The sequence below is a fragment of the Alphaproteobacteria bacterium genome (assembly GCA_030740435.1).
Classification (GTDB): domain Bacteria; phylum Pseudomonadota; class Alphaproteobacteria; order UBA2966; family UBA2966.
Genome location: JASLXG010000194.1, coordinates 1 through 15617, shown reverse-complemented (window position 1 = coordinate 15617; position 15617 = coordinate 1). Strand labels below are relative to the sequence as shown.

Annotated in this window: 12 protein-coding genes and 1 pseudogene; 4 read left to right on the top strand and 9 right to left on the bottom strand. The window is 66.5% G+C overall.

The genetic code is table 11. The features are described from left to right. Positions 1-87 precede the first annotated feature (87 nt). Together ddpX and QGG75_18720 are read left to right on the top strand one after the other, a co-directional pair. Positions 88-657, top strand: coding sequence for a D-alanyl-D-alanine dipeptidase (gene ddpX / locus QGG75_18725; GenBank protein MDP6069262.1), 570 nt, complete (start codon positions 88-90; stop codon positions 655-657). A gap of 63 nt (positions 658-720) precedes the next feature. Beyond that, a complete protein-coding gene (locus QGG75_18720) occupies positions 721-1779 on the top strand; it encodes a polysaccharide deacetylase family protein (GenBank protein ID MDP6069261.1) in 1059 nt (352 codons plus the stop codon). A gap of 157 nt (positions 1780-1936) precedes the next feature. Here QGG75_18720 and QGG75_18715 read toward each other — a convergent pair whose 3' ends face one another. From QGG75_18715 to murJ, 8 genes and pseudogenes are all read right to left on the bottom strand, one after another. After that, positions 1937-2725, bottom strand: coding sequence for an endo alpha-1,4 polygalactosaminidase (locus QGG75_18715; protein MDP6069260.1), 789 nt, complete (start codon positions 2723-2725; stop codon positions 1937-1939). A gap of 57 nt (positions 2726-2782) precedes the next feature. Then, entirely contained in the window at positions 2783-4036 is a 1254-nt protein-coding gene (locus QGG75_18710; protein MDP6069259.1) for a cellulase family glycosylhydrolase, read from the bottom strand. A gap of 513 nt (positions 4037-4549) precedes the next feature. Then, positions 4550-4780, bottom strand: a pseudogene (locus tag QGG75_18705) (IS5/IS1182 family transposase). 259 nt (positions 4781-5039) lie between these two features. Beyond that, positions 5040-6140: a glucosaminidase domain-containing protein gene (locus QGG75_18700; protein ID MDP6069258.1), complete on the bottom strand. Its 1101-nt coding sequence runs from the start codon at positions 6138-6140 to the stop codon at positions 5040-5042. A 208-nt stretch (positions 6141-6348) separates the two neighbouring features. Further along, complete coding sequence (locus QGG75_18695; protein ID MDP6069257.1) at positions 6349-6837, bottom strand: universal stress protein; 489 nt, start codon at positions 6835-6837, stop codon at positions 6349-6351. Between the two features lie 103 nt (positions 6838-6940). Next, on the bottom strand, positions 6941-7924 hold the full coding sequence (locus QGG75_18690) for a DUF2333 family protein (GenBank protein MDP6069256.1): 984 nt from the start codon (positions 7922-7924) through the stop codon (positions 6941-6943). A gap of 98 nt (positions 7925-8022) precedes the next feature. Then, positions 8023-9054 (bottom strand): tryptophan--tRNA ligase, encoded by a 1032-nt coding sequence (gene trpS, locus QGG75_18685; GenBank protein ID MDP6069255.1) that lies wholly within the window; start codon positions 9052-9054, stop codon positions 8023-8025. Positions 9055-9122: 68 nt separating this feature from the next. Then, positions 9123-10682, bottom strand: coding sequence for a murein biosynthesis integral membrane protein MurJ (murJ, locus tag QGG75_18680; protein ID MDP6069254.1), 1560 nt, complete (start codon positions 10680-10682; stop codon positions 9123-9125). 112 nt (positions 10683-10794) lie between these two features. On the opposite strand from murJ, the gene QGG75_18675 reads away from it, so the two are divergent. Beyond that, positions 10795-11346, top strand: a complete 552-nt coding sequence (locus tag QGG75_18675; GenBank protein ID MDP6069253.1) for a hypothetical protein — start codon at positions 10795-10797, stop codon at positions 11344-11346. A 107-nt stretch (positions 11347-11453) separates the two neighbouring features. On the opposite strand, the gene QGG75_18670 is transcribed toward QGG75_18675, so the two are convergent. Beyond that, positions 11454-14234 carry a [protein-PII] uridylyltransferase gene (locus tag QGG75_18670; GenBank protein MDP6069252.1) on the bottom strand — a complete coding sequence of 927 codons (2781 nt, stop codon included), beginning with the start codon at positions 14232-14234 and terminating at the stop codon, positions 11454-11456. A 126-nt stretch (positions 14235-14360) separates the two neighbouring features. Here QGG75_18670 and QGG75_18665 point away from each other — a divergent pair, with 126 nt between their 5' ends. Then, positions 14361-15473 (top strand): S-(hydroxymethyl)glutathione dehydrogenase/class III alcohol dehydrogenase, encoded by a 1113-nt coding sequence (locus tag QGG75_18665; protein ID MDP6069251.1) that lies wholly within the window; start codon positions 14361-14363, stop codon positions 15471-15473. The last annotated feature ends 144 nt before the right edge of the window (positions 15474-15617 follow it).

The window sequence follows — 15617 nt, the reverse complement described above, 5'->3', positions numbered from 1 at the left end:
CGCGCAGGCCATGACCCGGTGAGAAATGCGGGCTAGCCGCCGCTCGTGGTAGACTGGTCCGGCCTGCCATTGCCAGGGATAAATGCCATGTTGCTGACGCAGATCGACGACGCCTGGGACGTCGTCGTCGACCTGGCCTATGCCGGTGCCGACAACTTCACCGGCCAGACCATTTACCGCCATGATGGTTGTTTCCTGCATGCCGCCGCGGCCGCCAAGCTGGCCCGCGCCGCCGCCCTGGCCGGCCGGCTCGGCTACCGGCTCAAGATCTTCGATGCCTTCCGCCCGGCCGAGGCCCAGTGGCGGCTCTGGCGGCACACGCCGGACGCCGATTTTCTCGCGCCCCCTTGGCGCGGCTCGCCCCATTCGCGCGGCGTGGCGGTGGACCTGACGCTGATCGACGGGGCCGGCCGGGAGCTCGACATGGGCACGCCTTTCGATGCGCTCTCGCCGCTGGCCCATCACGATGCCGCCGGTCTCACGCCGCCGGTGCAACACAACCGCCACCTGCTGCTGGGGCTGATGTCGGCCGCGGGCTGGGACTTCTACCTCAAGGAATGGTGGCACTATCAGCTCTTCGAGCCCCGGCACTACCCGTTGCTCAGCGACCGCGCCGCCGGCACGGCATTGATGGCGGCGGCCCCTGGAATACCCTAGACTGCCAGGCATCGACCGGGACCCGTGAGGAATGAAGAGGGTAGAGGTCATGGTCCGGTTCCAATGGCCGGCCGGGTCGCCGTGACGGGCGGTGCCGGCAGGATCAGGTCTGCGGTAGCGCTGGCGGCCATGCTCGGCAGCGTGCTGTTGCCGGCCGTGGCGGCCGCCGGCTCCTCTGCGGCCGTGGTGCTGATGTACCATCGATTCGGCGAGACCGACTACCCCTCGACCAACATTCGCATCGCACAGTTCGAGGCCCATCTCGCGGAACTGGCCAGCGGCAACTACCAGATGTCGGGGCTGGGCGAGATCGCCGCCGCGCTGACGTCGGGCCGCGGCCTGGCCGAGCGCAGCCTGGCGGTAACCGTCGACGACGCCTACCTCTCGGTCTACACCGAGGCTTGGCCCCGCTTCCGCGCCGCCGGCATTCCCTTCACGCTGTTCGTGCCCAGCGACGCCGTCGATGGTGGCCAGGCCAATTACATGAACTGGGACCAGATCCGCGAAATGGCCGCCGCCGGTGTCACCATCGGCCACCATTCGGCGGCCCATGGCCACATGGCGACCTGGAGCCGGGCCCGCCTCGAGGCCGACATCGAGCGGGCCAGCCGGCGCTTCCGGGAAGAGCTCGGATTCGTGCCCAAGGTTTTCGCCCACCCCTACGGCGAGGCCAGCCTGACCAGCCTGGCGGTGGTCGCCGAGGCCGGCTTCGTAGCCGCCTTCGGCCAGCATTCCGGGGTTGCCCAGGCCAGTCTCCGGGCCACCTACCTGCCGCGCTTCGCGCTCAACGAAACCTACGGCGGCCTGGCGCGTCTCAAGCTCATCGCCAATGCCCTGCCCTTGCCGGTGAGCGAGGTGACGCCGGCCGATCCGCTGCTCGGCGAAAATCCGCCGGCCTTCGGCTTCACCCTGACGACGCCGCTCGCGGGCCTCTCCCGCCTGCGCTGCTTTCCCTCTCACGAAGGCGGGCCGGCGCATCTCGAAATCCTCGGCGGGCGCCGCGTCGAAGTCCGCCCGGCGACACCCTTCCCGCCCGGCCGCGGCCGCATCAACTGCACCATGCCGGGAGAGGGCGGACGCTGGCACTGGTTCGGAATGCAGTTTTTCGCGCCGCGGAATTAGCCGCAAACCGACCTGCCAGCTTGTGCGAGGAGTCGAACGCGGTCCCGGATTGTCCTGCACGGAAACACTGCGTTGACGTCGTATGGGTCGCTGGCTCTGTCCCGGCCAGGCCCACCATATGGCCCTCCACTTGCTGGCGGAGGGGAATGGCATTGCGCTAGGGGCAGGACCGTCTCCAGGAGTCGAGCTCGCGGGTTTTCAGAATGGCGCTGATGCCGAAGGCTTTGGCCTTGGCGCAGAATTTGGCGGTGGTCATGTCCATATCTGTGTATTCGGCGGCAAACACGGTCTTGCCCAGTTTGATGAACGGCAACATCTGCTCGCACCATTCCTCGGCGAAGCAGTCCTCGGTCAAGGCCCAGTCGAAATCGCCAACAAGCTCTGCAGCCTGATCGGGATCATTCTTGAGGCCGATGGACAGGCCTCTCTTATGTGCTTCCGAGGCGAGCCAGCGGTTGAAGCGAAGCTGGTCTTCGGCGCCAAGGGGGAAACCCGTGTCATTGGAGTAGCCGTCGATGTTGTCCGGCTCCACGGCGTCGAACCCCTTGATCCTGCAAAGCTCCAAACGTTGCCCGATCAGCGGCGCCAACAGATCGATGCGGCGGATATCGAGCCAGCGCTCTCCGGGCCACCCTTCATAGGGATCGCCGATCACTTCGGGCGGGAACAGCGCGGCGTCCTCGCGCCAATCCTCCCATGATCCGGCGCTTAGGTAACAGACGGTGCGCACACCCCGGGACTTGAGCCGAGCGACAACGTGGGCTTTGGTGTCGAAAAGATCGAGATCGAACATGGCGACGTCACGGTCAAGGTTGATGGGCTCCGTCAATTGCCAGTCCCATGATATCCGTCCCTCCGGACGCCACCACTCGGAAGCCCCGGCGGCAGAGGGGACAATGAGGAGAATCAGCCATCCCGATATGGCAAGGACCGCAAGGCGGAGCATCATCGTTCGTCACCGGCGCTTCATCAAAAACACTTAGCTTCACGAAACTGGTTGATCTCAAAATCGTGTGTTCGAAGGCCGCTTCTCATTCCTGGCCCAATGGCGACGGATGACATCGATCAACGCGCTGGAGGTCACGTCGGCACGTCTCTCGGGGTCAGGGCCAAAACGGAAGTTGAAGGCCGTTACTTCCTCGGCGAACTCCTGGTAAGAGACCCCCCAGTCCCAGAGCATGTTGTTGAGGCCACGCCGTTCAAGCATGTCCAGCTGGTCGGCCAGGAAACGGCTGGCTCCGGGTGCCCAGCGGTGGACACCAAATTCCGTAACGGCAAGGCGAGCGGACCGTTCGTCACGGAAATCATCCAACGTCGAGAAGAGGTCCTCCATGGCACTGTGGTCGAAAGGCTCGGCGGCACCGTCGCCGTCGATGTCGAGCTGTCCCGGGTACGAAATGGCTTCTTCGGGATCCTGGTGCGTGAAGTCGAATGGGACGTACTGGTGAACCGTGTACACGGTTCGCGGATCGCCGTTCGACTTGACGAAGGGCAACCATTCGATAGCGCTGTATCCGTTGCCGCCAACAAGAATCGGTGTATCAGCGTCTACCCGGCGTATGGCTCTCGTGATCTTCGGATGCAGGAGATTCCAATCGTACGCGCTACCACCATAACGGCGCTCGAACTCTTCCGGGTCCCAGATGTCGAGACGGCCGTTCAACACGTCGCTACCGTGTTCGTTGGAGTTGGGCTCGATCATCAGGTAGTAGCCGACGACAATCGAGTTGTTTCCGTAGAGTCGAGCCGCCGTTCGCCACATCTCGGCCCAGGCGTCCTGGGCAGCCGTTTCGGCCCAAATCGAGTCGTTGAGGTAGTTGGGATCGGCCCAATCTCCGAGTCCTTCAGCTATCGTGAACTCAGCCCGACCGGGGCCCGAGCGAAAGGCGATGACAGCAAACATGTCCGCCTTTTCGATCATGGCCAGCAAGCGATCAAGGTTGTCCATGATCCCCGCGTCAAGCCGGTGGGGCGGCGTTTCCGTGAAAATCCCGGGATGCGAAATCAGCACAACGTTCGCCCCCATGGCGGAAAGGCGATCGAGGTCGGTCTGGACGACCGGTGGACCGACCGGGCCGGGGCCTAGGAACGTGGAGCCATCCATCTTCGGATAGACCCGTCTCTGGAAGATATTGGCACCGCGAAGCTGCGCTCCGGCCGCATTGTCCCACAGAGAGAACTTGGAGAACTTGGAGAACTTGGAGAACTTGTCGGTTGCCAGCGCTCCCGGTCCAGCGAGACCGACCAGTGCCGCCACCAACATTGCGAGAACTGCCAAGCGAAGCATAGTGCCCCTCTTCGTTGTGCTCCAGAGCGGCTATTCAAACCACGCCATGGTGTTTGTCCGCCAATGTCGGCACCGGGTCAACCGCGTCGATTCGGCGTCGCTGCCGGCATGCTCGCGGTACCCCCAGCAACGGACTTCCAGGCGGTGAAGTCCGATCTTGAAGCCGGGAGGTCAGCGATCAGGGGCAAAGCGGGTGCGCCTGGCAGGGGGCCAAGCCATCGCGAGTACCGAGTAGGCCCGGGGAATTTCACCCCGAGCCCCTCACAGAACCGGACGTGATACTCTCGCATCATCCGGCTCATGCCATCGCACGAAGGCTGCCGCCTTCCGCCGAACAATAGGGCTCCTCCCGGCAAACCGGTTGGCCCAAGTTCGACGGCGATGACCTGCCCCCTTCGCTCCAGCCCCATTACCGAGCCTTCATCACTACCACGAGGCAATCCGCCCCTCTCCGGCGCATCGCTCCTTCCGGCCTCGCGGTGGTACCCGGTTCAGGTATCCGTAGATGTAGAGCTTTAGAAGAACCGACGGATGATACGACGGTCGTCCCGTCGGACGTGGATCAACACGCTCGAAACCAAGATCGCGTAGATCAAGCTCATCGACGAACACGTCGACCACACGAACCGGATTATCACTGTGGACAAAATCATCCAGGCTCTCTGGCAGGAAAGTCGCCTGGCCCCGCTCAACACCCTCAACGAAACGCTTCATAACATCCCCCGGCCAATTGCCACCGGAATCATAACAGCGAAGGCGTTTTTACACAGCCAGGGTCAGGAACGGCCGATTGGGCGGTGTCGGCCTGGCGCGTCCTTTGTTCTATATGTAGTGGGTATCTGCCCTAACCCGGATAGGCAGGGATTATTCATAGGTCCCTCACCGGGCGTGCGCATCGCCGCACTTGGCCGCCGCCGCAATGGCGGCCTGATAGCGCCGCCGAATTGATCGTTCGGATTCGCTATCCCGGTCTTCAGATACCCAGCCGGTCGGCGCCCTCGAGCCGGGCCCGGTCGTAGGCCGCGAAGCCGTTGACCCGCATGATGGTGCGGATGGTCTTGATATAGGCCTTGCCGCGTTCGGAATAGCGCTCCAGCGAAGGCGTCAGGTCATAGCCCGAAAGCCAGCCCTGGCGCGCCCGCAAGTCGGCCCGGAGCTTACGGAAACCGTCGTAGGCCCAGTGGATGTTGAGGTTCCGCAAATAGGCCAGAACCGAGGCCCGCAGCCCGCCGAAGGCGCGGATTTTGTGGCGCTTGCCGTCGTCGCGGCGGCTGGGCACGACGCCGATATCCGATCGGAACGTCCATTGGCCGAAGACGGCGTTGGCTTCCTGGGCGAAACGCGAAGTGCCCCAGCCCGATTCCTCGGCCGCCTGGGCCAAAGCCAGCGAGGGCGGCACGATGTCGACGCGGCGCAAGAGCTCGGCCCTATCGTCGGATTTGACGTCGTAGCGTAGCGCCAACTCAGTCAGCCAGGCGCGGTCGTCGGCATCGGGGCTCTTTTGGGCCAGCACCGCAACCAGCCGCCGGCGCTCGGCCATCACCGTCTCGTTGGCCTGCAGGATGAGCGGCAGGATGGCGCGCACGAAGAGGTTCTTGCGCGAGCGCACCGACTGCAATTGGCGCAGATCGCGCGGCAGCGCGGCAATGGTCAGGCGCGGCACCTGGGCCGCGCCACGGCGCACGTCGCTCAGGCGGTAGTCGAGATCCGACATCTTTTTCGTCAGGTCCTCGACGGAGGATACGTGGATCACCCCGGCCACCGCCTTGGCCCGACGGGCCAGGGTTTCCGGCGCCGGCGTCGCGTCCGGCTTGCCGAACAAGTAATGCCGCCGCGGCGTTGCCTGGCGGCTGGCGCGGGCCGGCCGGACGGCCGGCGCGACCGGCGCGACCGGCGCGGCGCTCGGGGCTTTGGCGGGCTTGGTTCTTTTTGCCAACGGGGCCGGCTGGGCTGGCAGGGCAATGGCGATTTCGACGCGGGGCATTGCGACGGCGGGCCGCGGCTCGGGCCACAGCGCCACGAACGAGACCGACAGGTAAAGCGTCGCAGCCCCAAAGGCGAGCGCCGCGATCATCGATCTTTCAAAAGTCTGGAGTACGTGCCAAGGAAACATGGTGGTCCGTGGATCCCCGTATCGTCGCGTACGTTGAGGTCCCACTCCGGATGTTATCTACCGGCCCCCGTTGCTAGCGACTTGTACCTGGAAGCGGACTCGGGCGCAAGTCGAAGTGTGCAGCGCCCGCGAGGTCAAATATGATCCCAGCCACCCGCTCCCCCTGCCATCAACTCAGCTCGTCGACCTGATCGTCGCTGAGCTCGCCCGGCACCACGGTGATGGGCACCCGCATGGAACCCGACATCTGGCCGGCCAGCGAGCTGACCAGCGGCCCCGGCCCCTCCTTGTCCGGCGAGGCCCCCAACACCAAAATACGAATGCCGGGATCGTCCTCGATCTGGACCAGGATCTCGTCGCGCTTGTTGCCCTCGCGGATGAGGAATTCGGGCATCACGCCGGCCCACTCGTTGACCTCGGCCGCCAGTGCCTGCAGCAGGTGCTCGGCCTCCTCCCGGGCTTCCTGGCGCATGCGCTCCTCGACCGTCAGCCAATGCTGGAAGTCGGCCGGCTCGATCACCCGCAACAACACCACGCCGCCGCTGGTGCGTTGGGCCCGGCGACAGGCGAAGCGCAACGCCACCCGGCACTCCGGGGTGTCGTCGACGACCACGAGAAACTTGCGCCGCCCGACTTCGGCGGCAGTGGATGCGCTCACGCCGCAACCTCCCTGTAGTTATTTGTTATCGGCATTTGTTTGTAACGGCGCCCCGCCATCCTGCCATCGGCAGGCAGGGGCCGCAAGCCGCGGCTGGCCGGACCTACTTAAGCAGAATGTTGGTGATTTCGCGCAACTGGGTGCGGGCGCGCAGCAGAAAGAAGCCCTGGCCGGCCAGGTGGCTGGGCATCACCTGGGCGTCGGGCCGGCCGTTGACCACGACCCAGGGATCGAGCTCGGCGACGTGCTTCATGCTGCCCAGCATCTGGCGCCAGGCCGCCGCCAGTTCGCGTTCCTTGATGATGTTGGCGAAGTCGTTTTCGAATTCGCGCAGCAGGTAATAGTAGGCGCAGAGCTGGCCCTTGACGGAATAGAAGATGTCGTCGGCCTGCAAGTCGATGAAATCGCCGGCGTGTTCGGCGATATGGCGGTCGATGACGGCCGAGGAGGAGCCGAGATCGAGGGCGAAGCGATCCAGCGTCGCCATCAGGTTGTCGGCCCGGCGTTCGAACACGGCCTGGCCCTCGGCCAGGCGGCCGTTGTAGGAAATCAACGAGCGCCGCGCCTTGCGGTACTGGGCCTCCGAGGTCGCCGTAGGGGCCAGCGAGGTGGAGAAGTCGAAGACCCATTTGGTGCCGGAATACTGCAGCAACCCGGCCGCCTCCTGGAGATCGGGATCGGTCTGGCTGGAGCCTCGGGTGCGGCCGATTTGGTCGGTCAATTCGAAAGCGAAACGAGCCAGCGCCGCCACCACGCCCTGCTGGAAGTTGGGCATGTTGTCGAGCGCCGCACCAGGCATGAAGAAAGGATCGTTGGCCACCCAGCGGTGGTTGTCGACCTCGCGCCCGATCAGGGCCGCGGCCAGGGCCACGGACCGGCTGGCGCCCGGGGCCAGGCCCTGGCTTTCGAGGCCGAAGGCCAGGTCGTCGTCGATCTTGTGCACGATCGCCATGCCGATGGGGTAGTAAAGCACCGCCACGGCCAGGACGGCGGCAGCCAGGCCGGCCAGCGTGCCGCCGCCGATCCGACCGATGGCCGGCAGGCGTTCGCGAATAGCCAGGCGCCCGAGGAAGGGCAAGCGTTTCAACCCCGAAGGCTCGTCCGGCAGCGGTTGATCATTTCCCAACATGGCACCTGACAGATAGGGACGGCCGGCACGGGCTTAAAGGGGGCGGCCGGCCCGGATCAGTCCTGACGCGCTCCAGGGCGCAAGAATCCGACGATGTCCTGAACCTCGCGGATGATCGGCTCGGCCAGCGCCGCGGCCCGTTCGGCGCCGTCGCGCAACACTTCGTCGACGAAGCCGGGATCGGCCCGCAGGCGGTTCATCTCGCCTGTGACGGGGGCCAGCTTGGCCACCGCCAGTTCGGTCAGCGCCTCTTTGAAGGCCGAAAACTGGGCCCCCGCGAAGTGCCGGCAGGTGTCGGCCAGCGAGGCGTCGTCGAGGCTGGCGTAGATGCCCAGCAGATTGTACGCCTCGGGCCGCCCGGCCAGGCCCTCGACCTCGCCGGGCAGGGGCTCGGTATCGGTGCGCGCCTTGCGGATCTTTTTGGCGATGGTGTCGGCATCGTCGGTCAGGTTGATGCGGCTCATTTCGGATTTTTCCGACTTCGACATTTTGCTGGCGCCGTCGCGCAAGCTCATCACCCGGGTGGCTTCGCCGAAGATCAGCGGCTCGACCAGGGGAAAACACTCGACGCCGAACTGGCTGTTGAAGGACTGGGCGACGTCGCGGGTGAACTCGAGGTGCTGTTTCTGGTCCTCGCCCACGGGCACGTGGGTGGCCTTGTAGACCATGATGTCGGCGGCCATCAGGGCGGGATAGGTGTAGAGCCCGGCGCTGGCGTTGTCGCGGTTCTTGCCCGCCTTCTCCTTGAACTGGGTCATGCGGTTGAGCCAGCCCAGGCGGGCGACGCAGTTGAAGACCCAGGCCAACTCGGCATGGGCCGGTACCTGGCTTTGGTTGAAGACGATGCTTTGGCCGGCATCGATGCCGGCGGCCAGCAGGCTGGCCGCCACCTCGCGCGTCGAGGCGCGCAGCTCGGCCGGATCCTGGGGCATGGTGATGGCATGCAGATCGACCATGCAGTAGATGCATTCGTATTCGCCCTGCAGCCGGGCCCAGTTGCGGATGGCACCGAGGTAGTTGCCCAGATGCAGGTTGCCGGTGGGTTGGACGCCGGAAAAGATGCGCTGGTCGGGAATCGCTACGGTCATTCCTCTTGCCACCTGTTATCTCCGTGCTCCTGGAAGCCGCGGAGTTATGGCCCGGCTCCGGCCGCCGGTCAACCGTCCCGGCCCAGGAAGCGCCTGATTTCGCCGATGCGGGCGGCGCCGAAGAGCTGGGCCGCGGCGCCGTAGCCCACCAGCCCGGCCAGCACCAGAAGCGCCAGCGCCGGAATACGCTGCCATGGCCCGCCGGCCAGCGGCCCGGCCAGGGCCAGGGCCAGCAGAGCCAACAGGATCGCCATCAAGGCGCTGGCGAAAATCATGCGCCCGAGGCGTCGGCGCAAAGCGGCATCGGGCAGGAAATGGCCCCGGCGATTGAGCACCCGGGCCAAAAGATAAACATTGAGCCAGGCCGATAGCGCCGTCGCCAGGGCCAGGCCGGCGTGCTTCATGGGCCCCATGAGCAAGAGGTTGAGAACCAGATTGACGGCCACGCAAAGCGTCGCGATGAGCACCGGGGTTCGGGTATCGAGGCGGGCGAAGAAGCCCGGCGTCAGCACCTTGACCAGGACGTAGGCCGGCAACCCTATGGCATAGGCCATCAGGGCCAGCGCCGTGGCCTGGGTCTCGGCCGGGCCGAAGGCACCGCGCTCGAACAGGACGCTGAGCGTCGGCTTGGCGATCACCAGCAGCGCTGCCGCCGCAGGCAACGACAGCAAAAGCGCGAATTCGACGGCCCGGTTCTGGCTCTCGCCGGCGGCTTGGTCGTCGCCGGCCGTGATCTGGCGCGACAACAGCGGCAGCAGCGCCGTCCCCACCGCCACCCCGACGACGCCGATGGGCAACTGGTTGAGACGATCGGCGTAGAAAAGAAAACTGACCGAGCCCGAGGGCAGCAGCGAGGCCAGCACGATGTCGATGACCAGGTTGATCTGCACCACACCAGCGCCCACGGCGGCCGGCGCCATCAAGCGCAGCAGCTCGCGCACCCGGGGCGTGAGGCGCGGCCGGGGCAGGCAGAGCCGCCAGCCCTCGCGCCTGAGCGCCGCCAGCAGCCAGAGCAACTGCACCATGCCGGCCAGGGCCACCGCCCAGGCCAGGGCGTGGCCCGCCGTCGGCAGGTGCGGCGCCAGCCACAGCACGGCGCCGATGAGGCAGAGGTTGAGCAGCACCGGCGTGGCGGCGGCGGCGGCGAAACGGCCCAGGCTGTTGAGCACGCCGGCCAGCAGCGAGACCAGGCTGATGAACAGGAGATAGGGAAAGGTCAGCCTGGTGAGCTCGACCGTCAGTTCGAACTTGGCCGGCTCGTCGACGAAGCCCGGCGCCAGGCCCAACATGACCCAGGGCATCAGGACCTGCATCAGCGAGACGAAGACGAGCAGCGTGAGCAGCAGCACGGCCAGGGCCTCCTGGGCGAAGGCCCGCGCCCGGTCCCGCCCCTCGCTTTCCAAGATGCCCGAAAAAAGCGGCACGAAGCCGGCGTTGAAGGCGCCTTCGGCAAACAGCCGGCGAAAGAAATTGGGCAGCTTGAAGGCCACGAAAAAGGCGTCCGCCACCGGCCCGGCGCCCAGGATCGCGGCAATAAGAATGTCGCGCACCAAGCCCAGCACCCGGCTCAGCATGGTGTAGCCACCGACCGTGGCGATGGCGCGCAAAAGGACGACGGGCCGGGCCATGCCGCGATATAGCGGAAAAAAGCCGCGGAAAAAAGGCAGGCGCTGGCGCCATACTTGCGCCGCATTGCTGGTTATGCTGGGCCGCGGCGCAAAACCGAGGGAGTCGGAAGCTATGAGAATCCTGACACTGGCGGCCTGTGCCCTGGTCTTGCAGGCCTTGCCGGCCCTGGCCGCCTCGCCCTACGCCGGGCAGCAAGGACGCCAGATCAAGGCGCTGTCGGCGGCCGAGATCGGCGATTTATTGGCCGGCCGCGGCATGGGCCTGGCCAAGGCGGCCGAGCTCAACCACTACCCGGGCCCCAGGCACGCCCTCGACCTCGAGTCGGAACTGGGGCTCAGCGCGGCCCAGGCCGAAGCGACCCGGCGCATCTTCACCGCCATGCAGGCCAGGGCCCAGGATCTCGGCCGGCGGATCGTTGCCGCCGAAGGCGAGCTCGACGGCGCCTTTGCCGGCGGCCGGCTTGATGACGCCGAACTGCGCCAGGCCACGGCCGCCATCGCCGCCCTCGAGGGCGAGCTGCGGTTCGTCCATTTGCGCGCCCATCTCGAGCTCAAGAAGGTGCTGACGCCAGACCAGGTACGGCGATACGACCGGCTGCGGGGGTATACAGGTGGGGCCGGCCACGGTGGCCACGGCGGGCACCAGAGCCACAAGGGCGGTTGAAAGCGACGGGCTCTCCAGGGAGAGCTCGCGGACGACCGGGTAGTGGGCCGTTTGGGGGCACGCACCTTAGCGCCCAAGTAAAGGGCGCTAAGGTACATGTCCCTACCCTACCCCCCCGCCGCCGCCTTCCGCTTGGCCTGGGCGGCGGCTTCGGCGCGCAGCGCCGGGGGCTCCTCGACGGCCTCCAGGAGACGCTTGCGGATCTTTTCCAGCTTGGCCTTTTGCGTCACCTTGAGGCCGAAGACGTCCTTGACGTAGAAGACGTCGACGGCGCGTTCGCCGTAGGTGGCGACGCGGGCCGAGGCGATGGTGAGGCCGAGATCGCTGAGCCCCCGGGTGACATCGTGCAGCAGGCCACGGCGGTCGCGGGCGCGGATTTCGACCACGGTGTGGACGTTGCTCGCCTTGTTGTCGACCACCACCCGGGGTGCCACCTCGAAAACCTCGGTGCGCGAGGGCAGCGAGCCTCGATCGGCCAGTGCCTGGTGCAGACGGATCTCGCCCGTGAGGGTCTTTTCGATGGTGCGCTTGAGGCGGTCCTGCCGGGTCACCGGGCCGCCATCGGGGTCCTGCACCCAGAAGGTGTCGAGCGCCATGCCATCGGCCGTGGTGCTGATGGCGGCGCGCACGATGTTGGCGCCGCAGACCGCCATGGCGCCGGCCACGCGGGCGAACAGGCCGGGGTGGTCGGCGGCGAACACGGTGACCTCGGTGACGTCCTGGAACTCGTCGACGCGGCTGGCGATGCTGAGCTCGGCGCCGCTCTCGCCGGCCGCCCGCATGAGCCGGGCGTGGCGGGCCTGGGTCTCGGCGTCGGCGGTCAGCCAGTAGGAATCGTAGGTGCGGGCGAAATGGGCCTCGGCCGCGGCATCGTCCCAGTCGGCCAGCTCGTCACGCAAGGCCGCCTTGGCCGCCGCCACCCGGGCCACCGCCTGGTCGGCCGCCATGCCGCCCGAGAGCGCCTCCTCGGCCCGGAAGTAAAGCTCACGCAGCAACTGGCCCTTCCAGCCGTTCCAGCGGCCGGGCCCGACGGCCCGGATGTCGGCCACCGTCAGCACCACCAGCAGCCTCAGCCTTTCCGGGCTCTCGACGACGGCAACGAAATCCTCGACCGTCTTGGGGTCGAGGATGTCGCGGCGCAGGGCGGTGTTGCTCATGACCAGGTGGTGGCGCACCAGCCAGGCCACGGTCTCGGTGTCGTCGGCGCTGAGGCCGAAGCGGGGCACCAGCTTGAGCACGATCTCGGCGCCCAGTTCGGAATGATTGCCGCCCCGGCCCTTGGCGATGTCGTGCAGCAGCACCGCCAGATAGAGCACCTCGCGCGACATCACCTTGTGGATGATGTCGTGGCTTAGGGGGTGCTCTTCGGCCAGCTCGCCGGCCTCGATGCGGGCCAGCATGCCGATGGCCCGGATGCTGTGCTCGTCGACCGTGTAGACGTGGTACATGTCGTGCTGCATCTGGGCCACCACGCGGCCGAAATCGGGCACGAAGCGGCCCAGGATGCCGGCCTCGTTGAGGCGCCGAAGCGCGATCTCGGGATCGTGGCGCGAGCAGAGGATTTCCAGGAACAGCCGGTTGGCCTCGGGGTCGTGGCGCAGCGCGTTGTCGATCAGCGAAAGATTGCGCGTGATCAGCTTCAGCGCCCGCGGATGGATGTCGACTTGGCGCTGCTGGACCAGGTGGAAGAGGCGCAAAAGCCGCACCGGATCCTCGGCGAAGACCTTGGCGTGCTCGACGTCGATGCGGCCGCCGCCGATGACGAAACCGTCCTCGAGTCGGCGGCGCTGGCCCAGCCGGGGCAGGCGGAAGAACTTCTTGCGCTTGTGCTGCTCCTCAAGCTGGGCGCAGAAGATGCGGGTCAGGTCGCCGACCTCCTTGGCCACCAGGTAGTAGCGTTTCATGAAGCGCTCGACGCCACGGGCGCCAGCCCGGTCGGCGAAGCGCAACACCCGGCCCAGGTCGGGCTGGGCATCGAAGGTCAGGCGCTCCTCGGCGCGGGCGGCCCGGTAGTGCAGGTGGCAGCGCACCGTCCAGAGGAATTCCTCGGCCTTGGCGAAGCGCTTGAGTTCGGCCGCCGTCAAGAGTCCGGCGGCCACCAGATCGTCGACGCGGTCGACGCGGTAGACGTACTTGGCGATCCAGTAGAGCGAATGCAAGTCCCTGAGCCCGCCCTTGCCGTCCTTGATGTTGGGCTCGACCAAATAGCGCGAATCGCCGAGGCGGCGGTGACGGTCCTTGCGTTCGGCCAGCTTGGCTTCGGTGAAGTCGGGGCCGGTGTCAGCCACCACCTCGCTCTGGTAGCGCCGGCGAAACTCGCCATAAAGCGGCTTGTCGCCGAACAGCAAACGGGCTTCCAGGAGCGCCGTGCGGATGGTTATGTCGGCGTGCGAAAGCCGCACGCAGTCGTCCACCGAACGCGTCGCGTGGCCCACCTTGAGGCCCAGGTCCCAGAGCATGTAAAGGAGGTACTCCACCATCTGCTCGCCCCAGGGCGTCTGCTTGTAGGGCAGCAGGAACAACAGGTCGACGTCCGAATGGGGCGCCATCTCGCCGCGCCCGTAGCCGCCCACAGCCGCCACCGCCAAGTGCTCGCCGGCCGTCGGATTGCTCAGCGGATAGACGTGGGCCAGGGTGAAGTCGTAGAGCGCGCGCAATATCTGGTCGACCAGGTAGGAGATCGAGCGCGCCGTCTCGAGGCCCGCCCCGCCGGCCTCGAAGCGGCGGCGGATCTCGGCCCGGCCGGCCTCCAGATGATCGCGCAACAGCGCCAGCACCTGGCCCCGCACCTCCGGCGAGCGCGGGTCGCCGTCCCAGACCAATTCTTCCAGGGCGCCGCCGAGCTGGCGCCGCTCGATGATGGCGCGGCGGTTGGGAATGCTCTCCATGCCTCGTTACCTGCCTGTTTGCCGGGCGAATATCAAGTCGCGGGTGGCCCGGCCCGGAGAGTTTGACCTCACCACGGCCGCTTGGCTACCGTGGGCTAGTCGCTGTTCCCCAAGGGAGAAAATACCATGGACGTGCGCGCCGCCGTGGCCCACCAGGCGGGCCAGCCGCTGAGCATCGAAACCGTCAGCCTGGAAGGCCCCCGGGCCGGCGAGTGCCTGGTCGAGATCAAGGCCACCGGCATCTGCCACACCGACGCATTTACGCTTTCGGGCGCCGATCCCGAAGGCATTTTCCCGGCCATCCTGGGTCACGAGGGCGCCGGCGTGGTGGTCGAGACGGGGCCGGGTGTCACAGGCCTCAAGCCGGGCGACCACGTGATTCCGCTCTACACCCCGGAATGCCGCCAGTGCGAATACTGCACCAGCGGCAAGACCAACCTCTGCCAGGCCATCCGCGAGACCCAGGGCCAGGGCCTGATGCCCGACGGCTCCAGCCGCTTCAGCCTGGGCGGCCAGACGATCTACCACTACATGGGCACCTCGACGTTCGCCAACTTCACCGTGGTGCCGGAGATTGCCCTGGCCCGCATCCGCGACGACGCGCCCTTCGACAAGGTCTGCTACATCGGCTGCGGCGTCACCACCGGCATCGGCGCCGTCATCAACACGGCCCAGGTCGAGCCCGGCGCCAACGTCGTGGTCTTCGGATTGGGCGGCATCGGCCTCAACGTCGTGCAGGGCTGCCGCCTGGTGGGTGCCGACATCATCGTCGGCGTCGATACCAACCCGGCGCGGCGCGAACTGGCCGAACGCTTCGGCATGACCCATTTCGTAGATCCGGCCGAACTCGGCGACGACTTGGTGGCCCATCTGGTCGAGCTGACCGGGGGCGGCGCCGATTATTCCTTCGAATGCATCGGCAACACGGATGTCATGCGCCAGGCGCTGGAATGCTGCCACAAGGGCTGGGGCGAAAGCGTCATCATCGGCGTCGCCGGGGCCGGCCAGGAGATCGCCACCCGGCCCTTCCAGCTGGTCACCGGCCGGGTCTGGCGCGGCACCGCCTTCGGCGGCGCCAAGGGCCGCACCGAGGTGCCGCGCATTGTCGACTGGTACATGGAGGGCAAGATCAACATCGACGACCTGATCACCCACACCATGGGGCTCGACGACATCAACACGGCCTTCGATTTGATGCACGAGGGCCAATCGATCCGCTCCGTGGTGACGTTCGATTGAGGTGCGCCGCGGGATCGCCGAGGAAGGGCGCTTGCTGCTTGGCAGACCGGAAGCAGGGCTTCCGGTCGCTTGTTAGCGTGGGGAACCGCCGCCGCCTCAAGTAGCCACTCGCTACGCTCGTTGGGCCACTTGACCCGGTCGTCT

Excerpts from the sequence above, each read along its gene's own strand:
- QGG75_18670 (MDP6069252.1), bottom strand. The coding sequence starts at position 14,234 with ATGGAGAGCATTCCCAACCGCCGCGCCATCATCGAGCGGCGCCAGCTC.
- QGG75_18720 (MDP6069261.1), top strand. The coding sequence starts at position 721 with ATGGCCGGCCGGGTCGCCGTGACGGGCGGTGCCGGCAGGATCAGGTCT.
- murJ (MDP6069254.1), bottom strand. The coding sequence starts at position 10,682 with ATGGCCCGGCCCGTCGTCCTTTTGCGCGCCATCGCCACGGTCGGTGGC.
- QGG75_18715 (MDP6069260.1), bottom strand. The coding sequence starts at position 2,725 with ATGCTCCGCCTTGCGGTCCTTGCCATATCGGGATGGCTGATTCTCCTC.
- ddpX (MDP6069262.1), top strand. The coding sequence starts at position 88 with ATGTTGCTGACGCAGATCGACGACGCCTGGGACGTCGTCGTCGACCTG.
- trpS (MDP6069255.1), bottom strand. The coding sequence starts at position 9,054 with ATGACCGTAGCGATTCCCGACCAGCGCATCTTTTCCGGCGTCCAACCC.
- QGG75_18700 (MDP6069258.1), bottom strand. The coding sequence starts at position 6,140 with ATGATCGCGGCGCTCGCCTTTGGGGCTGCGACGCTTTACCTGTCGGTC.
- QGG75_18675 (MDP6069253.1), top strand. The coding sequence starts at position 10,795 with ATGAGAATCCTGACACTGGCGGCCTGTGCCCTGGTCTTGCAGGCCTTG.
- QGG75_18665 (MDP6069251.1), top strand. The coding sequence starts at position 14,361 with ATGGACGTGCGCGCCGCCGTGGCCCACCAGGCGGGCCAGCCGCTGAGC.